The sequence below is a fragment of the Capnocytophaga endodontalis genome (genome assembly GCF_002209445.1).
In the GTDB taxonomy this organism is placed as follows: domain Bacteria; phylum Bacteroidota; class Bacteroidia; order Flavobacteriales; family Flavobacteriaceae; genus Capnocytophaga; species Capnocytophaga periodontitidis.
Genome location: NZ_CP022022.1, coordinates 2735203 through 2754681 on the forward strand (window position 1 = coordinate 2735203; position 19479 = coordinate 2754681).

Below are 19479 nucleotides of genomic sequence, written 5' to 3' on the forward strand. Positions count from 1 at the left end.
TTCATTAAATAAAAATCCCCCAAGAGCGAATGTTCTTGGGGGATTTTTATTTTCAACTAATTTATTATTACGCTGTTTGTTCAAATTCTTTGAGTACATCTACTAATACTTGTACACTTTCTAAAGGCAAAGCATTGTAGATAGAAGCGCGATAGCCTCCTACACTGCGGTGTCCTTTTATCCCACTGATATTCGCTTCTTTACACAAAGTATCAAAGCGTTCTTTGGTGTTTTCGTCAGTGAGGTTGAACACTACATTCATTAGAGAGCGATCTTCTTTGTTAGCATAGCCTACTACTAATGGGTTGCGGTCGATTTCTCCATAAAGCAAATCGGCTTTAGCTTGGTTGCGTTTGCCTAAGGCTTGCAATCCACCTTGCGTTTGTATCCACTCGAGTACCAATAGGTTTACATATACTGCAAAAGTAGAAGGTGTATTGTACATACTATCGTTTTTGATATGCAACTGATAGTCCATCATTGAAGGTAGTTTACGGCTTACCTTCCCCAATATATCCTTCTTCACAATCACCAAAGTAGACCCTGAAGCGCCTAAATTCTTCTGTGAACCTGCATAAATCAAACTAAACTGTTTGTAGTCTAATGGGCGTGAGAAAATATCGGAACTCATATCGGCTACCAAAGGAATATCAGTTTGTGGCAAGCTGTGAAATTCGGTACCATAAATAGTATTATTGGTAGTGATGTGCAGATAGTTAGCATCTGTAGGGACAGTTACATTTTTAGGAATGTACTTATAACCATCGGCTTTAGAGGAAGCAATTACTTCGGTATTACCAAAGAGAGCAGCTTCTTTTTGTGCTTTGTTAGCCCAAGTACCTGTATCTATATAAGCAGCTTTGGTTTCGAGGAGGTTGTAAGGTACCATCAAGAATTGCATACTAGCACCTCCTTGCAAGAAGAGAGTTTCGTACGAATCGTCCAATCCTGCAATTTCCAATGCCAATGCACGAGCGCGTTCTATCACACGTACAAACTCTGGACTGCGGTGAGATATTTCTATCACCGATAAGCCAGTCCCCTCAAAGTCTAACAAGGCTTCAGAGGCTTTTTGGAATACCTCAGGTGCTAAGATAGAGGGACCAGCGCTAAAATTATGCTTTTTCATTTTGTTCGTGTTCAGCCTTATATTTTACTATAAAATCTTCAACTTGGCGTTTGAGGGTACGCCATAATTTATCTTGTGCGTACTCACTTGCCCAAGCTACGTGAGGGGTATAAATCACACGAGGGTGGTCGGTTATTTTTAGAAGAGGATCAGTAGCCAAAGGAGGTTCACTTTCAAACACATCGGTAGCAAAGCCCATAATACGGTTACTTTCGATAGCTTCGTATACTGCTTGAGGATCGACTATTGCCCCACGTGCCATATTGATGAGCAACGGTTTTTTGCGAAGTTTAGACACAAACTCTTCATTTACTAAATGTTTAGTTTCAGGGGTAAGCGGGCAGTTGAGGGAAATAATATCACTCTGTGCTAATACCTTATCAAAATCAGTATATTCTTTGCTGCGTGGTACTCTGCCTTGTCGTTCAGCCCATAGCACTTTCATACCAAAGGCTTCAGCTACTTTGCTAATAGCTTTACCGATATTACCTACGCCTATGATTCCTAAGGTTTTGCCGTGCAGTTCAAACACTGGAGGCTCAGTAAGACAAAAGCGACCATCTTTTTGCCAAGTGCCATCGCTTACATTTGCGTGATAGGTTTTGAGAGAGCGCATAGCTGAAAGCAACATCATAAAAAAGTGTTCAGTAACACTCTCGGTAGAGTAGCCAGCTACATTTTTCACTTCTATGCCCAATGCTTTGGCTGCTTCTTTATCGATATTATCCATACCAGTAGCGGTGAGGTGAATGAGCTTGAGGTTAGGCAGCTGCCTGAGGATACTCTCATCGAGTTTCACCTTGTTTACGATAGCTATATCAGCGGGTTTAAGGCGTTGAACAATTTCGTCGGGGGCAGTTTTTTGGAATGCGACCCATTGTACTACCCCTTTAGGAATATCCACATCTATACGCTCGGAGAGCGTATTGCGGTCTAAAAATACGGCTTTCATATAATTGACAATTAATGATTAACAACTTTATATTCGGATGCCAGCGGGTAATACATCTTTATATTCCTTATTGCGTTTAAAAAAAGCTATAGCCACAGGACATACAGGCACAACCCTATATTTTTTTTGTGCTACCAGCGCTAAGACCCCTTTGAAGAACTCATCAATAAGGGCTTCATCGGTTGCTTCGGGCAATAAGGTTTTGGTAAAGAATATTTTGCGCTCTTGTATAGCGTAGTCTACAAAGGCAAGTTCACCATTGATTTTGGCTTGGTACTGGCGTGAGAATTCACTGTCTATTACTTCCATTGTATTGCGTTTTTTAGTTTTTCAATTAGTAATATGTATTATTCAACAAAAAGTTGTAACTTTGCTTTTGTTAGGAAAGAGATAAGAGGTAAGGTTCTTACCAAATTATTTCGCTGCAAAGTTACTAATTTTTCGTAAAAAAACAATATCAAATGAATATAAAAGATAATCTTTCTATTTATTTAATGCCTGGAATGGCTGCCAGCCCTAAGATTTTTGAGCATTTACAATTCCCGAGTAACTATCGCGTGCATTTATTAGACTGGATTACACCTGAAAAAAACGAGAGTTTGGCGCACTATGCAGGACGTATTGCTGAAGAAATTACTGATTCGTCGCCAGTGCTATTGGGGGTATCGTTTGGAGGGATTATCGTACAAGAAATTGCTAAACAACGCAACAATTATAGGAAGTTAGTAGTTATATCGAGCGTAAAAACACAATACGAACTACCTAAGAAAATGCTTTTAGCGCGCTATACAAATTTGCATAAGTTATTACCTACACGCACTATTAGCAATTTAGAATTTTGGAAGCGATTTTCATTTTCTGAGATACTGAGCAAACGCATAGCCTTATACGAAAAGTACATCGGGATGCGTTCGCCTGCTTACCTTGATTGGTCGATAGATCGCATTGTGAATTGGCAACAAAAAGAGCCTTTACCTCGCACGATTCACATTCACGGTGATAAAGACCCTGTTTTTCCTATTCAGTATATAAAAAATGCCGTTGTAGTAAAGAACGGCACTCATATTATGATTATCAATCGGTATAAATGGTTTAACGAGAATCTAATTCCACAATTAGCAATTGAGGATTGAAGATTATCTAATTTTCAGTGTTACTATACTGATAACTGCTAAAAAGATACCTACAATAAGGAAACGCATTACGATTTTGCTTTCGTGATAGCCTCTTTTTTGATAATGGTGATGCAAAGGCGACATCAAAAAGATGCGTTTGCCCTCGCCATATTTTTTCTTCGTATATTTAAAATAGGCTACTTGTAGTATCACCGATAAGTTTTCAATTAGGAAAATGCCGCAAAGTACAGGAATGAGCAATTCTTTGCGTACAGCGATGGCAATTACAGCGATGATGCCTCCTATGGTCAAACTACCCGTATCGCCCATAAACACTTGAGCGGGATAAGTGTTGTACCATAAGAAACCTACCAAAGCCCCTGCAAAAGCAGCAATGAACACCGTCATTTCTCCTACTCTTGGAATATACATAATATTGAGGTATTCTGAGAAGATAATATTACCTGAAATCCAAGCAAAAATCCCCAGAGTCAGGACTATAATTGCCGAGCTTCCCGCCGCCAGTCCGTCGATACCATCGGTAAGGTTTGCGCCGTTAGAAACAGCAGTAACAATGAGAATGACGATAGGAATAAAGATGAGCCACACATAGTGGTGATAGTTATCACCCGTCCACGCAATAAGGTCGGCATAGTCGAACTCGTTATTTTTTACAAATGGAATGGTAGTTTTAGTAGATTTTACTTCAGGGACTACTACATTATCGGTATTATTTTGGGCAACTACTTCAGTACGTGCACGACCAATACCCGTTTTTTCATTTTTAATAGTTACATTGCTATTGAAATAAAGGGTTGCCCCTACGATAATTCCCAAGCCTACTTGTCCTAATACTTTGAAACGCCCTTTAAGACCCTCTTTATTTTTGCGGAAAGTTTTGATATAGTCGTCGATAAAGCCAATAGTTCCCATCCATACAGTTGTGATGATAAGGAGCAAGGTATAGACATTATCTAACTTTGCGAGGAGCAATACGGGAATGAGAGTTGCAAGGATGATGATAATTCCCCCCATTGTAGGTGTTCCTGCTTTTTCATTCTGACCGCTAAGACCTAAATCGCGTACCGTTTCGCCTATCTGTTTGCGTTGTAAGAAACTGATAATGCGTTTCCCATAAATAGTGGAAATGAGCAGAGAAAGCATCAAAGCTAAACCTGCACGAAACGACAAGTATTTATATAATCCCGACCCTGGAAAGTCGTAATATTTTTCAAGATTTTCTAGTAAATGGTATAACATTTTTCAATGAACAATTAACAATTAAAATGGGGTTATTTTTTAACGTGAAAAGTACGCTCCTTATTTTACTTTTTAGCCCAAAAACGAAAATAACATATCTTCTTATTTTACTTTTTCGCCAAAAACGAAAATAAAGTATCTTCTTATTTTACTTTTTCGCCAAAAACGAAAATAACGCATCTTCTTATTTTACTTTTTCGCCAAAAACGAAAATAACAATTATTTTGTTATAATCACAATTTCACTATCACGTTTCTTTTTCTTTTTGCCTTCTGGAGCATTTACATCTATTTTTATAGTGTGTGCATCTATTTTTTGAATAAAAGGATGTTTGCCTTTTATTTTCTTTATTTTATTTTCAAAAACAAGAGTATTATTGAGCTCTATGTTGAACATTTTTTTCATTTGAGCAAGACACTCTGCTTGTTCATCATCATTTTTGGAATCGAAAACATTCATATCAATATGCAATTCTTTACCTTCCCATTTAAAAGATGGCAATAGTAAGGGGGTATTTTTCTGCTTTGCTTTGTCTAAAATAGTAGTGATAGAAGCGAACTGTTCAGGAGGAAAATGACTAAAACGAAGTTCGAATCCCACTTCTTTATCGTCTTTAAACAGTCCTTTAATCATAGAACGTTTGAGCAAAGTAGCCTCTTCTTCTGAGATAGAATCCTTACTGCCTATAGTTTTTCGAAAGTCATATACCGATTGCCATTCCTTAGGAAATTTGGGCATATTCACATTTCTCAGGCTATTTTCACCTTGTTTTGCTTTAGCTTCCATAGCGAGCATTTCGCTCATATCTAAGGTCATATCAGTGGAAATGGTTCCATCGTTATGAAAGGTAAATACATTGGTTACACTGCAAGACTGCAAGGTGATGAACGCTATAGTTAATAGAATAAATTTCTTCATTTGTTATATAAGTTTAAGAAAGCAGCAAATCAAGGCGCAAATGTACAAAATAATTATGAATGACGAAAAATTTTAGGAATTAGGATTTAGAAATTGGGAAATAATTAGCAAAATATCTGTATCTTTGCCCCCTATTCAAACCGTTATGTTTCAATCTATAAAAAAAGAAGCCTTATTGCTGTTGCGCGATGTGGGGGCACTTATCATTCTCTTTGCGATGCCTTTGCTATTGGTGGTAACCATTACGCTTTTGCAGGACGGAGCTTTTAAGAATATCAGTGAGCAGAAAACAGCCGTTCTGTTAGTGGACAACGATGGCGGTGAAATTGCCAAAAATATCAGTAAGAGCTTAGAAGGAAGTGCTTTCGAAATGGTGAAAACGTTGGACGGCAAACCTATTGACGAAGCTATGGCGCGTGAGCAGGTGCTGAAAGGTAACTACCTGCTGGCTATTGTAATTCCTGCTGAACTCTCCTCCAGCTTGCAAAATAAAGTGCAACAGAATGTTGAGACGATTATCAGCACTTTTGCAGGCGAGACCGTAACACCTACTGAAACGGCTTATACTACCAAAGAAATACGCCTTTATTTTGACCCGACTTTGCAGACTTCGTTTAAAGAAAGTGTGAAGAGTGGCATTGACAAATTGCTATACCAAATAGAAAATCAGTATATTTATAAAGCCTTTGAGAGTCAGTTAGAGGAAGGGGTGAGTTTACCAAAAACAGAAGCATTAGTGAGTTTTAGAGAAATCAATCCTAATACGGCTACTGCTGCTATCCCCAACGCTACCCAGCACAACGTACCCGCGTGGGCTCTCTTTGCTATCTTCTTCATTACCATACCGCTATCGGCGAGTATTGTAAAGGAAAAAACACAAGGCACGGGACTCCGACTCTTCACAAGTCCCCTACCCTACTGGGCATTACTCACCGCTAAAATCATTGTTTTTCTGATGATTAGCTTTCTACAATTCGCTTTGATGGTAGTAATGGGGGTGTTCGTATTTCCTTACTTAGGCTTACCAACATTGGACGTGGGAGGTAAACTTTTATCCTTGCTGTTAGTCGCCATAGTGTCAGGGCTTTCGGCAATAGGCTTGGGGGTACTCTTAGGTACTTTAGCAAAAACACAAGAACAATCAGCGCCCTTGGGAGCTACCCTCACGGTGCTTTTTGCAGCCATTGGAGGCGTGTGGATACCCACCTTTGCAATGCCCCACATTATGCAATTGCTTTCTAATATTTCCCCTATGAACTGGGGATTACAATCCTTCTATGAGGTATTGCTAAGAGGCGGTTCTGCGAGTAGTTTGTTGCCTAAAATAGGTGCTTTACTGCTCTTTTTCATCAGTTGTATTCTTATCTCTATTTATTATGACAAAGCCAAAAGAAACGTATAAACCTGCGAATTTATCTGAGAGTCTTATTATTACGGTACGCTTTAGCGAAACCGACCCACTTGGTATTGTATGGCACGGCAACTACATCAAATATTTTGAAGACGGACGTGAGGCGTTTGGGAGAAAGTACGGTATTTCTTACCTTGATGTAGAGCGCGAAGGCTATGCAACCCCTATTGTGAAGAGTGTATGCGAACACAAGAAGATGGTGCGCTATGGCGAACGCTTGCGCATTGAAACTCACTATATTCCCAGCAATGTAGCGAAACTCATCTTTCAGTATTTTATCTACAATGAAGCCAATGAATTGGTTTGTACAGGAGAAACTGTACAGGTATTTACTTCATTAAAAGACAATAGCTTATCGCTGTATAAACCCACTTTCTACGAAGAATGGGAGAAAAAAGTGACAATTGACAATTGATGTCTTTACTTTTACTTTGTAGGAAAATTAGCAAATGTCCCTAATGAAGAACTAAAAAAATTATTCAACAAATATAGTAAAATCATTGAAAAAGATAACTTTTATGAATTTAGTGAGAAATTTTCACTTTTAAAAAATAAAGTACTAAAAGAATTAAAATGAACGAATTTATTGAAAAATTAGACTTCTACATAGAGTCTTACGATGTAGAAAAAAGGCTTTACGAAGAGGGAAAAGAATGGCGTAAAAAAGGTTATCTTACCAAAGATGAGTTTATGCAAATTTGCTTGTGGAAATCACGTCGTGCTAAAAAAAGATATGATTCTAACGATGCTGCCCTTGTAGAGAAAATCACTAGAGAAGCCTTTGCAGAAAGTGATGAGAAGAAAAAAATAGAGAAGCTAACAGAACTCAAAGGTGTAAGAATTCCGGTCGCTTCTGCAATTTTAAGTGTAACAGATAGTGATAACTATCCGATTATTGATGAACGCTGTATGCAAGCTTTAAAGACTCTTTACAAAATTGAATGGAAAGTTATTACTTCTAATAGCTGGCTTAATTATTTAGATTTTCTGCAAAAACTTGCAAAAGAACATAACAAAACAGCCCGAGAAATAGAAAAAGGGCTTTTTGCTTTCAATCGAATGGTATTAGATAAAGATTTAACAAATCTCTATTCTTGAAAACAAAAAAACTTTGTCAAAGTCCAAGGACTTTGACAAAGTGTATTGAAGTTAAAAGTGTTGTAATTATTGTTACTTTTTAAGGCGTTTGACAATAAGCTTCCCAAAGGATTTAGCGGTTTTTGCAAAGCCCTCGCCTATACGTGATTCATTGCTAAAATTATTACCAAACTGATCACCTGGAGCCTCAATAGAACGCAACTGAAATAGTTCTTTATCTTTGTTTTGTGTTTCTACAAATTTCAAGACCATTGTTACTTTGGCAGCTTGTTTCATCACCCAAGCATCCCAACCTGGGTATATCCATTGTACATCCACAATGAGAGTATAAGGGGCATCAGTAGCTCCTTCTTTAAATTCAATACCTTTAGATGATGTAATAGTCTTTACCATAAGCTCTAAAAACTTGGGTTGCCAAATACCTTCTTTAGCATTTTCCCACTTCTTAAACCAAACATCACCATTTCCTTTATCTTTATTATTTAGGTATTCACGACGTTCATCTACATATTCTTTTTCGGTAACATTGTCTTTCATTAGTCGCAAATTATCGTATTTAAACTCTACATTTACGACTTTTTGATCTTTCAGAAAAGATAAATTACCTCTTTCTTCTTGAAAATCTTGGGCTGTTACAGCTAAAGTAACACATAAAAATAAGATTGCTAATAGTTTTTTTGTTTTCATATACAATTTAATTTAAGGGTTTGCGTTTATCTACAAATTTCATCGGTTTGCGACTGCCCAACGGATAGAGCTGTTGTTCAATAAGGGCTATATCGCAGAACTCAATCTTAGGCACTACCCTGAGTTTAGCGCGGAAATGATGACTTATTTGCTCACGAAGTGCTTCAGTAGGAGTTTTTGTTCCTATTTTGATAAGAATTTCATCGGTGAGGATATCATTGGTATTGATTTCTATAATGTAATTCTCTATAGCCTCAAAGCCTGTAAGCAAATCCATTAGGGCTGGCGGGTAGAGGGTCGTTCCTTTGTATTTAATCATCTGCTGTTTGCGACCCAGTACAGGACTCACTCGTGCCGTATGTCGCCCGCAATTACAGGGGGTGCTGTGCATCGCTACTATATCGCCTGTGCGAAAACGCAACAATGGCATACCTTCCACTCCCAAAGTAGTAATCGTGAGTTCTCCACTCTCACCATCGGGTACGGGGTGTCCTTCATCGTCTAATACCTCGGTGATGATGAGCTCGGGGTGGTGATGCCCTCCGTGTTGGTACTCACACTCGGTGAAAGTAGTGCTCATCTCGGTAGAAGCATAAGTGGAGTAAAGTTGCAATCCCTGCCATTTTTCGGTAATCTTTTTTGCTAAGAGCGTAGGGCTAAAATCTTGATTGCGCAACGCTTCTCCTATACACACTACTCCCTTTACAGAAGAAGCGCGATAGTCGATACCATTCTTCTCGGCATATTCTATCATTTTTAGCACAAAAGAAGGCACCGCAATAAGGTATTTAGGCTCGTACAATCGGATAGAATCCCATTGCAATTCGGGTATTCCTGCCCCTACCCTAATGATGCTCGCTCCCATTTTGCGTATGCCTAAGAAATAAGCCAAGCCTGCCATAAAACGGCGGTCGATAGTGGTCATCAGTTGAACTACATCGCCTTTTTGAATGCCTGCACAAGCTAATGAGATAGCTTCGTTGTACGCCAAACGGTCTAAATCCCTGTCAGTGAGACCGAAAGTAACGGGCGTTCCCATAGTGCCTGAGGTAGAAGCATAGTCTACAATAGCAGTTTTAGGCACGCAGAGAAAAGCGTCGTTCTCGCGTTGCAAATCGTCTTTATGGGTTGTGGGTATTTTTTGTAAATCGGCAAGGGTGCGGATATCCTCTATACGGATATGGTGCTTGCGGAAGAGATTTTGATAAAAAACCGATTTTTCATTGAGATATTGCAATAGCTCTCGCAGTTTTTCTTCTTGAAAAGCTACAATCTCGGCTTCCGATTGGGTTTCTATGGTTGGAATAAGTGCACTCATTATTTTCGTTAATAAAACTTTGCCAAAGGTTCTAATGCCCGTGTGGCTCACACCTTTGGCAAAGTTGTATGTAAATTTCCTTATTTAAAAAGTCGTTTTAAGGAATTTAAGAATCCTTTTTCTACCACATCGATACCGATACCAAAATTACTATCAGCCATAGTGTGATAATCTTCACGGATAGGTTCTAACTTATGCAATGGCAATTCGATATTTGTGAGCGGATTGTACTCTACAATCACCTTACCAGAGTTTTTAGTGATGAACTTTTGGGTTTTATGAGTAAAATACTCATTTTTGATATCACACTCTTGTACGGTGTATTTTTCCTTAGTATCGATATTCTCATCAGTTTTGAGTTCAATTTCATAACGCTCGCTATCGAAGTTGTGCCAGAAGCTCGCATCGCTGTGCTGGTGTTCACGAATGCTATTTTTCAACACACTACCATCGTAGTACATCAAGAAACGACGACCTTCGCTATCAATGAAGTAAGGTTGCTCAATAGTTGCTTCGTACTTCACGACAAATTCATTTTCCACCTTGTCATCCTTTACTATTTGCAAGGTAGCATCTTTGAAAATCTCGCGGAAATCTTTGCCTTTGCGGTCATTTACATAGTTGAGTGCGTAGAACAAAGAGTTGTTCCAGCTGTCCAAACGTTCGTTTTTATTGCTCGACTTGAAGTAACTACGCATAGAATTAGCGCGATTATAACGATAAGTAGTAAGCAGTTGAATTTTACCTATATTGCCTTTGGCTTCTAAGGTAATGCGTTCATCTATACAAAAATCATCGAAATAAGTAGGTTTACGTACTTGTAGCTCTTGGTTAGGCAAGATTTCCATAAAGTGACAGAAAGAAATCACAGCGCGTTTCTCCAATCTACCAAACTCATTACGAGCAGTAGCGTCCACAAAGTACTCTTTTCCTTTATAGTTGATTTTCACTATCACGTGGTTGAACGAGAGCAATGAAGGGAGGTAGAACTGCATATAATAATCGGAATTGTAGTTCACCAATACCACTGAAGCCTCTACACCAAGATAGTTGAGTATAGATTTTAACAATACACATTTCGCTTTACAGTCACCTTGCTTATTTTGGTAAGTAAGTGCAGGCGCTTGAGGTTTGTGTCCGTTCATCTCATCGGCGTTGTACACGTAGTAGATGTTGTTTTGCACGAACTCTATAGCGTATTGCAATTTCTCATCGAGGGTAGCCATACCATTGAGTTTCTCCACTAAATCAGGGGCAAAATCAGCGGGTTGCGCTTTGAATACTTCTTCGTAAAGCGGATAGATATAGTTAGACAAGTCTTTCCAAGTACTATCGGTAGCGAAATCTATAAAAGGGAAGATTTCACGGTTAGGGTCTACTGGGTTGATGTAGTTTTCTTGTACTATCTCAAATGCTTCACCCTGTGCTAAGTATTTCACCTGACTTGGGATTACGTTACCCTGCTCGTCGCGGAAGAATACATCTTTATAAGCCACGCGTTTGTTGCGATTGTTGATGAGCTTGAAGTGGTATTTGCCGTACGCCCAATAAGTATCGGGAGTTACATATACATACTTCATAAAGTCACGGCGCAAAAACTCTTTTTCAGTAAACACTTTTTCTTTAGTGTCTTCCAAAATGAGGATATCGTCGAGGTGAAGGTCTTTGATAGAGAAGTTCAGTTTTTTAGAACTGCTGATAATACCACGACCACTTTGCCCTTCGTTGTCCAATACTTTTATAGTAGTATCAGCTGTTTTGTCAATTAGCTGACCGTTGCGATACACACTGATGCGATGGATGCTAAAGTACTCATTTTCTTCGAGTATCATATCGTACATTGAAGCGCGTTCCAAGTTTTCGGGTTGGGTAAGGGTATAAGCCATCAACGTATAGTCAGAAGTACTATTATCGTCTACTTTGCTGTATTTATGTAGGAAATAGCAGTAGTCGCGCCCCTCATCGGTTTGTTCGCGGGAGAAGTCGGTTTCTACTAAAAGTTGTACCATTTCGTTATCAGAAAGGGAATTTGTCCAATCAGCTGCTTCGGCGAAGCTGTATAGTTCTTTTTCTTCTGTTTGCACTTTTTTGTTTAGAGTTTAAAAATTTGTATTTTAATTATATAAGAGAGAGAAAGCCCCCGACTCACTTACTCGGCAATTGCCAACAATCCCGAAGGGGACAAGCTGCAAAAGTGAATATTTATAAAGATAAACTATTCCATTGCAGTATTTAAAGCTAATAGGGTGCAAAGGTAATACTTTTTTGATTATTTTGCTAATAGTTGTGCACTTTTTACTAAACGCACGAACTCTTTGCGGTAACCTTCGGGGTCGTTGCCTGTAGCTCCTTCAGCTAATTTTACTACTTGTTCATAGGAAGCATTGGCCTTGTTATCGCTTTCGCGCAACAGCATTCCGAACTCGGCTACACTAGCTGCAAAGCGAAAATCAACAGAAGTATCAGAGAGTTTTTTGTTGTTGAAAGGCAGTGGTTCGGTTACTTCTACACTTTTAGCATCCTTTTCTTTAGGGTCTTTATAACGTATTTTGAGGAAAGCTACCTCGCCACTATTTGCTTGATCGTTAAGGGTTTTATGTTGGTAACGGAGATCTTGAGCTATTTTACCATCAGAAGGCACTAATTCATAGAGAGCAGTTACAGTATGCCCTGCTCCTATTTCGCCTGCATCTTTTTTGTCGTTAGTAAAATCTTCTTTGGCAAGCATACGATTTTCATAACCTATCAATCGGTAGGCTCTCACATACTTAGGGTTGAATTCTACTTGTAGTTTTACATCTTTAGCCACAGTGAAGAGCGTACCACCAAACTCATTTACCAATACTTTTTTAGCTTCGGTGAGATCATCAATATAAGCGTAGTTGCCATTGCCTTTATCGGCTATGGTTTCAGCCATATCATCGCGGTAATTACCCATACCAAAACCTAAAACTGACATATAAATACCACTTTCGCGTTGTTCTTCGATGAATTTAGTCAGTTCTTCAGTGTTGTTAATCCCCACATTGAAATCGCCATCGGTAGCGAGAATCACGCGGTTATTTCCTTTTTTAATAAAAGATTTTTTGGCTTCTTCATAAGCGAGTTGTATTCCTTTTTCGCCTGAAGTTGAGCCCATTGCCACCAACTCATCTAATACTTTTACTATTTTTTCTCTGTTTTTTACAGCTGTAGAAGGCAAGGCTACTTTTGTACCACTGGCATAAGTAACAATAGCTACCTTATCGGTAGGTTTTAACTGACCTAACAAGAGTTTGAAAGACGATTTGAGCAGCGGCAACTTGTTAGGGTCGCTCATTGAGCCCGATACGTCAATCAAAAAGACGATATTAGAAGGAGGTGCTTGTGATAAATCTAATTTTTTAGCTTGTAAGCCAATGCGCAACAAGAGATTTTTGTCGTTCCAAGGAGCTGGTGCTAATTCGCTTGACGCACGCAAAGGCGATTTTGTTTCGGCAGTAGGTTGAGGATAATTATAATCAAAATAATTGATCATTTCCTCGATGCGCACGGCATCTTTTTGAGGGAATTGCCCATAGCCTATCATTCGGCGTACATTGGTATACGAAGCTCTATCAACATCGGCTGAAAAGGTAGAAACTGGCTGATTTACCACTTCTACAAAACCATTTTCTTTAATTTCTTTATAGGTTTCTCCTTTTTGGTATTCGGGGAAGTAATAAGGAGATTTTTCAACTTTTACATTAGCTTTAAGCATCATTTGGTCACTACGAATCATTTTAGGTTTATCAGCTGGATGACTTGGGCTACGACCTATGAGCTCTCCACTACTCTCGGAGTATTTATTTTTATTGAAACAGCTAGCTAAAAGCAATGTTGATAAAAGGCAAAGAGCTATATTTTTTTTCATATTAGGTATTATTCCGTAAGTAATTAAATCTCCCACGAATTTCACGAATTTTCACCTGACGGTGAATTATTTTGTCAATATATTATATTATAATACAAAGCTGTAAATCAATATTCTTCTATATCGAACTGATGTTATTTTATAGGGGCGTTTGCAAAACGCCCCTACATAAATCATATTCATATACTTATATATCAAAGTCTAAGGACTTTGACAAAGTTTGTGATGTAAAAGCGATTTTAGGACTTTTGGGATAACTTCTTTGAAAGTATAAAACTTTTATGCTTCTTTCATTCCTAAGCCGTTGTTGATAGCGTACGCCATATTTTCGATGATGTGCTTATGTTTGGCTACAAACGGATTGGTGGTATCCCATACATAACCCGCTAATACAGCACAGATTTTTTCTTTTACATCCTCATTAGCAGGTTGATGGAAGAAGAGTGTTTGCAAATTACCTGTATACCACTCTCTTACATAAGAAGTGAACACATCAATACCACGTTGCATATAGTCGGTGTATTCTTTTTGCCAATCTACTTTTTCTCCGGCAAGTTCGCGTTTTACCAATTTGGCTGCTAACATACCCGATTCGGTAGCAAAAGCCACCCCTGATGAGAATACAGGGTCTAAGAACTCGGTGCTGTTACCGGTGAGTACAAAGCCATTGCCAAAGAGTTTTTTCACTGAACAAGAGTAGCTTTGTATCTTGTTAGGTTCAAATAGAAAATCGGAATGCTGGAAGCGCTCTCTGTAAAAATCTGAGGTTACGATAGCCTTGTGCAAAGCTTCAGTAGTATTGCCAGAAGCTGATAGACTATTTATGTAGTGCGTAGGTCCTACAACCCCTACACTGGTATTGCCATTAGAGAAAGGAATCACCCAAAGCCATACTTCTCTTTCTAAAATATCAAAAGAAATGAGAGTTCCTTCTTCACCTTCAGGACGTACCTTATCTTCTTTGATATGAGTGAATATAGCAGAGTGATCGTCTAATTTAGAAGGAGCATTCAAGTCTAACAAGCGAGGCAATACACGACCGTAACCACTAGCATCGATGACGAATTTAGAGGTGATTTCATACACTTCCCCATTCTTGTCTTTTACGGTAGTAACTTGATGATCATCAAAAAACTGCACGTTCGTAACTTCAGTTTCAAAACTAAGAGGTACGCCTTTGCGGATGATTTCTTGAGCCAAAACATTATCGAAATCGGCGCGAGGTACTTGCCACGTCCAATCCCAACCTTTGCCGTATTTCTTACCAAAATCAAACTGGCATACTTGTTCTCCACGGATAAAACGAGCCCCCCATTTTACTTCATATTTTTGAGCTTCCAAGGCAGGCAAAAGTCCTGCTTCGTCAAAATGATCCATCACACGTGGAATAAGGCTCTCCCCTACTACCAAACGCGGAAATTTAGTTTTTTCTACTACGCGTACTTTTACGCCATTGTTATGCAAATAGGCAGCTGACACACAACCTGAAGGTCCTGCGCCTATTACTAATACATCAGTTACTTCTTTTTTCATAAAAACTTTTTTTTTAAAGCACGGGGCAAATATAGTATTTTTTTACTATTTAGCCAACAATTTTGCACTTTTTACCAAGCGCACAAATTCTTTGCGATAGCCTTCTTCATCTTTGCCTATAGCACCATTAGCTAATTCTACTACTTGGTCATAAGTAGCTTGGGCTTTATTGCTATTGCCGCGCAAGAGAATACCAAACTCGGCTACACTGGCTGCAAAGCGAAAATCTACAGAAGTCTCATTTAAAGATTTCTTAGCAAATAACAAAGGTTCGGTTACTTCTACACTTTTAGCATCTTTTACCTTAGGGTCTTTATAACGTATTTTGAGGAATCCTAACTCATTGCCTTTACCTTTTTCGTTGAGTTCTTTTGTTTGGTAGCGGAGATTTTGAGCCACTTTACCTTCCGATGGAATGAGTTCATAGAGGGCTGTAACAGTATGCCCTGCGCCTATTTCACCTGCATCTTTCTTATCATCAGTAAAATCCTCATTAGCAAGTATACGGTTTTCATAACCTATGAGCTTATACTCTTTCACGTATTTAGGGTTGAACTCGATTTGCAGTTTCACATCTTTGGCTACGGCGAAAAGCGTACCGCTAAACTCGTTTACCAATACTTTTTTAGCTTCGGTAAGATCATCGATATAAGCGTAATTACCATTGCCTTTATCGGCTATGGTTTCGGCCATATCATCGCGATAATTACCCATACCAAAACCTAAAACTGACATATAAATACCACTTTCGCGCTGTTTTTCAATGAATTTTTCTAACTCTCTTGGATTACTAATCCCCACATTGAAATCGCCATCAGTAGCTAAAATAATACGGTTATTACCATTTTTAATGAAGTTTTTTTGAGCTTCTTTGTAAGCTAACTGAATACCACTACTACCTGACGTAGAACCACTTGCATACAGATTATCAAGTACTTTTTCTATTTTTTGTCTCTCTTTTACAGGAGTAGACGAAAGGGCTACTTTTGTACCGCTGGCATAAGTTACAATCGCCACTCTGTCGGTAGGTTTGAGCTGAGTGAGCAAGAGTTTGAATGAAGATTTTAGCAAAGGGAGCTTGTTAGGCTCATCCATTGAGCCCGATACATCAATTAGGAAAACAATATTAGAAGGTGGAGCTTGAGCCAAATCCAATTTTTTAGCTTGCAAACCAATGCGCAATAGCAAATGCTTAGGATTCCAAGGTGTAGGAGCTAATTCGGGGGTCACGCGCAAAGGAGAAGTAGCCTCCTTAGTAGGTGCAGGATAGTCGTAATCGAAGTAGTTTATCATCTCCTCTATGCGAATGGCATCTTTAGGAGGTAACTGACCATAACCTAACATACGACGCAAATTAGCATACGAAGCGCGGTCTACATCGGCAGAAAAAGTGGTAACGGGTTGTTGCGCTACTGCTACAAATGCATTTTCAGAAATCTCTTTGTAGGTTTCATTACTACGCGGTTGCTGTTGAGAAGGTTCTTCAGAATTGGCAATTTCCATTTCTTCTACTACAGCATCATACGCAGGTGGTGGGGGTGGCGGAGGTGGTGTTTCAGGCGAAGCCATTTTGTTCGCTGTAAGTTCTTCCACTGTTGTAGAAGGTGCAGGAGGTGGAAGCTGGTTGGCTAAATTGCTTGAATTTCGGTGACCTTCGGGGTTACCACAAGCCGCTAATAACAAAGCTGATAACAGCATTAAAGATACATTTGTTTTCATAAGGGTAATACATTAAAAATCTTACCTTTATAAAGTCAAATGTTATGCCAAACTAAGCTTCTTCGTTGTGAATAAAGCGTTTTTTAGCATAGAGTTCATCTTCTGTTTCTTGGTGGGCATCATCGGGTACACAACAATCTACAGGGCACACCGCAGCACATTGAGGTTCATCGTGGAAACCTATACACTCGGTACATTTATCGGCAATGATAAAATAAATATCATCGCTAATAGCTTGTTGAGGCTCATCGGCATCTACTTCCAATCCGCTCGGTAATACCACACGTCCTTTTAAGGCAGTACCATCGCTATAGCGCCAATCATCAGCACCTTCGTAGATAGCGTTGTTAGGACATTCGGGTTCACAAGCCCCGCAGTTGATACAATCATCAGTTATTATTATAGCCATTTTTAGTTGTTAGTGATTAGAGAGTTTTAGAGGTTGGGAGGTAGGAAAGGGCGCAAAGATAATATTTTTTTGTTAATTTGCTACTTTTTGAATTTTGGTTGTACCTCGAACCACAAGTCTACAAAGAGTTTAGTGCGTGCTAAATACTCGCGTACACGTGTTTTAAAACCGTAGTAGGCAGTAACATCTTGCGCATCAAAACCAATAGCTTGTATGCCGTGGTGCTTTGCCAAGAAAAGGGCTCGCTCATTGTGAAAACGTTGTGAGATAACAATAAATGTATCATAGCCAAATACTTCTTTAGCTCGCACTACCGAGTCTAAGGTTCTGAAACCTGCATAGTCTAAGACAATACGTTCTTCGGGGATCCCCTTATTTATTAAGGCTCTTTTCATTTCTTCGGGCTCGTTGTAGTCATTTCTATGATTGTCGCCACTGACCAAAATATATTCAATTTTTCCTGCCTCATATAGTTGCACAGCTGCTTCTATTCTATAAAGAAAATACTTGTTGGGCACACCACTTTTTAAATAAGGATTGGTTCCTAAGAGCAAACCTACTTTATGCGCAGGCACCTCAGCAACTTGAGTGTACAACAAGTTTTTAGTCTCTTTGGTTACCTGCACATTACAAGCGATGATTACCAAGAGTAACCACAGCGATAGTAGAGCGGTCACTTTCCAGAAACGTTTGGTTTTTAAGGGTTTTAGAAAAGATTTTATTTTGTTCATTTTTGTTTAGGTAAGAAGTAAGAGGTAAGAGGTTACTTACCGGCAAAGGCTTTGACATCGTCTTCAGAGATTTCTTTACCTCCTAAGATGATAAGCCGTTCTACTACATTGCGCAATTCGCGAATATTACCTGTCCAATCTTGTTTTTGGAGGAGTTCTACCGCTTTTTTGTTAAATTTCTTAGGACTAATACCTTGTTCTTCGGCTATTTTTACTGAAAAATAATCAATAAGCAATGGAATATCATCTCTTCTTTCATTGAGTGAAGGCACACGAATAAGAATTACTGCCAAACGGTGGTACAAATCCTCGCGAAAACGACCTTCAGCTATTTCTTTTTTCAAATCTTTATTGGTTGCAGCTATCACACGTACATCTACATTGATATCTTTATCACTACCTACACGGGTAATCTTATTTTCTTGCAAAGCACGCAATACTTTGGCTTGTGCAGATAGACTCATATCACCTATCTCATCCAAGAAAATCGTACCATTGTTAGCAGCTTCAAACTTACCTGCACGGTCTTTTACTGCTGAAGTAAACGCTCCTTTGATATGCCCAAAGAGTTCACTTTCTATCAGTTCTGAGGGGATAGCAGCACAGTTCACCTCTATCATAGGGGCTTCACTGCGCTCACTTTGGTAGTGAATAGCGTGAGCGACTAACTCTTTACCTGTACCATTAGAGCCCGTGATGAGGACACGCGCTTCGGTAGGCGCTACTTTTTCTATCATCTGACGGATTTGTTGCAAAGGAGCACTCTCTCCTATCATCTCATAACTCTTGCTCACCTTCTTTTTGAGGTGTTTATTCTCTACTACTAACTTCTTCTTATCAAGTGCGTTACGTACTGTATTGAGCAAGCGGTTCAAATCGGGTGGTTTTGAGATATAGTCGTAAGCTCCAAGACGCATTGCATTTACAGCTGTCTCAAGGTCGCCGTGACCAGAAATCATTACAAAAGGGATTTCAGGTTTCACCTTCTTAATCTCGGTGAGTACCTCCATACCGTCCATTTTAGGCATTTTGATGTCGCAAAGTACCAAGTCGTAGTCCTCTTTTTTGAGTTTCTCTACGCCTTCGATGCCATCAACCGCCTCTTCTACTTCGTACTCTTTGCTTTCTTCTACTAATATTTTGCTGAGCACACGGCGAATAGCCGATTCGTCTTCTATGATAAGTATTTTTGCCATAATTCTAATTTGTCAATTTAGTGCGAGCTGCACGGGCATTAATTTGTCTATTTAACGTGAGTTCGACGTAAGTAATTATTAAATAATCAGTAAAATGTTTTAAATCTCCCA

General features: G+C 39.0%; 18 protein-coding genes. 4 read left to right on the forward strand and 14 right to left on the reverse strand.

Translation table 11 applies throughout. The annotated features are described in order from the left end of the window. Positions 1-67: 67 nt before the first annotated feature. From serC to CBG49_RS12355, 3 genes are read right to left on the reverse strand one after another with little or no spacing between them, the layout of a single operon-like run. Entirely contained in the window at positions 68-1129 is a 1062-nt protein-coding gene (serC, locus tag CBG49_RS12345) for a 3-phosphoserine/phosphohydroxythreonine transaminase (RefSeq protein WP_088594702.1), read from the reverse strand. Continuing rightward, entirely contained in the window at positions 1116-2081 is a 966-nt protein-coding gene (locus CBG49_RS12350) for a D-2-hydroxyacid dehydrogenase (RefSeq protein ID WP_088594703.1), read from the reverse strand. Before CBG49_RS12350 ends, serC begins: the two co-directional genes overlap by 14 nt. 27 nt (positions 2082-2108) lie before the next feature. After that, positions 2109-2390 (reverse strand): GNAT family N-acetyltransferase, encoded by a 282-nt coding sequence (locus CBG49_RS12355; RefSeq protein WP_009412912.1) that lies wholly within the window; start codon positions 2388-2390, stop codon positions 2109-2111. 152 nt (positions 2391-2542) lie between these two features. On the opposite strand from CBG49_RS12355, the gene CBG49_RS12360 reads away from it, so the two are divergent. Then, a complete protein-coding gene (locus CBG49_RS12360; protein ID WP_088594704.1) occupies positions 2543-3214 on the forward strand; it encodes an alpha/beta fold hydrolase in 672 nt (223 codons plus the stop codon). A gap of 3 nt (positions 3215-3217) precedes the next feature. On the opposite strand, the gene mraY is transcribed toward CBG49_RS12360, so the two are convergent. Together mraY and CBG49_RS12370 are read right to left on the reverse strand one after the other, a co-directional pair. After that, a complete protein-coding gene (mraY, locus tag CBG49_RS12365; protein ID WP_088594705.1) occupies positions 3218-4456 on the reverse strand; it encodes a phospho-N-acetylmuramoyl-pentapeptide-transferase in 1239 nt (412 codons plus the stop codon). 219 nt (positions 4457-4675) lie between these two features. Then, positions 4676-5374 carry a hypothetical protein gene (locus CBG49_RS12370; protein ID WP_088594706.1) on the reverse strand — a complete coding sequence of 233 codons (699 nt, stop codon included), beginning with the start codon at positions 5372-5374 and terminating at the stop codon, positions 4676-4678. A gap of 145 nt (positions 5375-5519) precedes the next feature. Here CBG49_RS12370 and CBG49_RS12375 point away from each other — a divergent pair, with 145 nt between their 5' ends. The 3 genes from CBG49_RS12375 (at position 5520) to CBG49_RS12385 (ending at position 7883) form a co-directional block, all read left to right on the forward strand. After that, a complete protein-coding gene (locus tag CBG49_RS12375; protein ID WP_088594707.1) occupies positions 5520-6776 on the forward strand; it encodes an ABC transporter permease in 1257 nt (418 codons plus the stop codon). Beyond that, positions 6751-7200, forward strand: coding sequence for an acyl-CoA thioesterase (locus CBG49_RS12380; protein ID WP_088594708.1), 450 nt, complete (start codon positions 6751-6753; stop codon positions 7198-7200). The genes CBG49_RS12375 and CBG49_RS12380 overlap by 26 nt, the downstream gene beginning before the upstream one ends. A 158-nt stretch (positions 7201-7358) precedes the next feature. Further along, entirely contained in the window at positions 7359-7883 is a 525-nt protein-coding gene (locus CBG49_RS12385; protein ID WP_088594709.1) for a hypothetical protein, read from the forward strand. 72 nt (positions 7884-7955) lie between these two features. Here the strand turns inward: CBG49_RS12385 and CBG49_RS12390 are convergent, their stop codons facing one another. The 9 genes from CBG49_RS12390 to CBG49_RS12430 all read right to left on the reverse strand — a co-directional run bounded on the left by CBG49_RS12390 (position 7956) and on the right by CBG49_RS12430 (position 19368). Next, entirely contained in the window at positions 7956-8570 is a 615-nt protein-coding gene (locus CBG49_RS12390; protein WP_002677249.1) for a hypothetical protein, read from the reverse strand. Between the two features lie 7 nt (positions 8571-8577). Continuing rightward, on the reverse strand, positions 8578-9888 hold the full coding sequence (gene flxY / locus CBG49_RS12395) for a flexirubin biosynthesis putative acyl-CoA ligase FlxY (protein WP_088594710.1): 1311 nt from the start codon (positions 9886-9888) through the stop codon (positions 8578-8580). Positions 9889-9968: 80 nt separating this feature from the next. Further along, positions 9969-11972 (reverse strand): DUF3857 domain-containing protein, encoded by a 2004-nt coding sequence (locus CBG49_RS12400; protein WP_088594711.1) that lies wholly within the window; start codon positions 11970-11972, stop codon positions 9969-9971. A gap of 185 nt (positions 11973-12157) precedes the next feature. Next, on the reverse strand, positions 12158-13627 hold the full coding sequence (locus CBG49_RS12405) for a vWA domain-containing protein (protein WP_418219541.1): 1470 nt from the start codon (positions 13625-13627) through the stop codon (positions 12158-12160). Positions 13628-14059: 432 nt separating this feature from the next. Continuing rightward, positions 14060-15313, reverse strand: coding sequence for an NAD(P)/FAD-dependent oxidoreductase (locus tag CBG49_RS12410; protein WP_088594713.1), 1254 nt, complete (start codon positions 15311-15313; stop codon positions 14060-14062). 45 nt (positions 15314-15358) lie between these two features. Further along, complete coding sequence (locus CBG49_RS12415) at positions 15359-17032, reverse strand: vWA domain-containing protein (RefSeq protein WP_088594714.1); 1674 nt, start codon at positions 17030-17032, stop codon at positions 15359-15361. 52 nt (positions 17033-17084) lie between these two features. Further along, a complete protein-coding gene (locus tag CBG49_RS12420; RefSeq protein WP_009414230.1) occupies positions 17085-17441 on the reverse strand; it encodes a 4Fe-4S binding protein in 357 nt (118 codons plus the stop codon). Positions 17442-17521: 80 nt separating this feature from the next. After that, a complete protein-coding gene (locus CBG49_RS12425; RefSeq protein ID WP_088594715.1) occupies positions 17522-18172 on the reverse strand; it encodes a SanA/YdcF family protein in 651 nt (216 codons plus the stop codon). Positions 18173-18204: 32 nt separating this feature from the next. After that, complete coding sequence (locus CBG49_RS12430) at positions 18205-19368, reverse strand: sigma-54-dependent transcriptional regulator (RefSeq protein ID WP_088594716.1); 1164 nt, start codon at positions 19366-19368, stop codon at positions 18205-18207. Positions 19369-19479 lie beyond the last annotated feature (111 nt).

Excerpts from the sequence above, each read along its gene's own strand:
- serC (WP_088594702.1), bottom strand. The coding sequence starts at position 1,129 with ATGAAAAAGCATAATTTTAGCGCTGGTCCCTCTATCTTAGCACCTGAG.
- CBG49_RS12350 (WP_088594703.1), bottom strand. The coding sequence starts at position 2,081 with ATGAAAGCCGTATTTTTAGACCGCAATACGCTCTCCGAGCGTATAGAT.
- CBG49_RS12355 (WP_009412912.1), bottom strand. The coding sequence starts at position 2,390 with ATGGAAGTAATAGACAGTGAATTCTCACGCCAGTACCAAGCCAAAATC.
- CBG49_RS12360 (WP_088594704.1), top strand. The coding sequence starts at position 2,543 with ATGAATATAAAAGATAATCTTTCTATTTATTTAATGCCTGGAATGGCT.
- mraY (WP_088594705.1), bottom strand. The coding sequence starts at position 4,456 with ATGTTATACCATTTACTAGAAAATCTTGAAAAATATTACGACTTTCCA.
- CBG49_RS12370 (WP_088594706.1), bottom strand. The coding sequence starts at position 5,374 with ATGAAGAAATTTATTCTATTAACTATAGCGTTCATCACCTTGCAGTCT.
- CBG49_RS12375 (WP_088594707.1), top strand. The coding sequence starts at position 5,520 with ATGTTTCAATCTATAAAAAAAGAAGCCTTATTGCTGTTGCGCGATGTG.
- CBG49_RS12380 (WP_088594708.1), top strand. The coding sequence starts at position 6,751 with ATGACAAAGCCAAAAGAAACGTATAAACCTGCGAATTTATCTGAGAGT.
- CBG49_RS12385 (WP_088594709.1), top strand. The coding sequence starts at position 7,359 with ATGAACGAATTTATTGAAAAATTAGACTTCTACATAGAGTCTTACGAT.
- CBG49_RS12390 (WP_002677249.1), bottom strand. The coding sequence starts at position 8,570 with ATGAAAACAAAAAAACTATTAGCAATCTTATTTTTATGTGTTACTTTA.
- flxY (WP_088594710.1), bottom strand. The coding sequence starts at position 9,888 with ATGAGTGCACTTATTCCAACCATAGAAACCCAATCGGAAGCCGAGATT.
- CBG49_RS12405 (WP_418219541.1), bottom strand. The coding sequence starts at position 13,627 with ATGCTTAAAGCTAATGTAAAAGTTGAAAAATCTCCTTATTACTTCCCC.
- CBG49_RS12410 (WP_088594713.1), bottom strand. The coding sequence starts at position 15,313 with ATGAAAAAAGAAGTAACTGATGTATTAGTAATAGGCGCAGGACCTTCA.
- CBG49_RS12415 (WP_088594714.1), bottom strand. The coding sequence starts at position 17,032 with ATGAAAACAAATGTATCTTTAATGCTGTTATCAGCTTTGTTATTAGCG.
- CBG49_RS12420 (WP_009414230.1), bottom strand. The coding sequence starts at position 17,441 with ATGGCTATAATAATAACTGATGATTGTATCAACTGCGGGGCTTGTGAA.
- CBG49_RS12425 (WP_088594715.1), bottom strand. The coding sequence starts at position 18,172 with ATGAACAAAATAAAATCTTTTCTAAAACCCTTAAAAACCAAACGTTTC.
- CBG49_RS12430 (WP_088594716.1), bottom strand. The coding sequence starts at position 19,368 with ATGGCAAAAATACTTATCATAGAAGACGAATCGGCTATTCGCCGTGTG.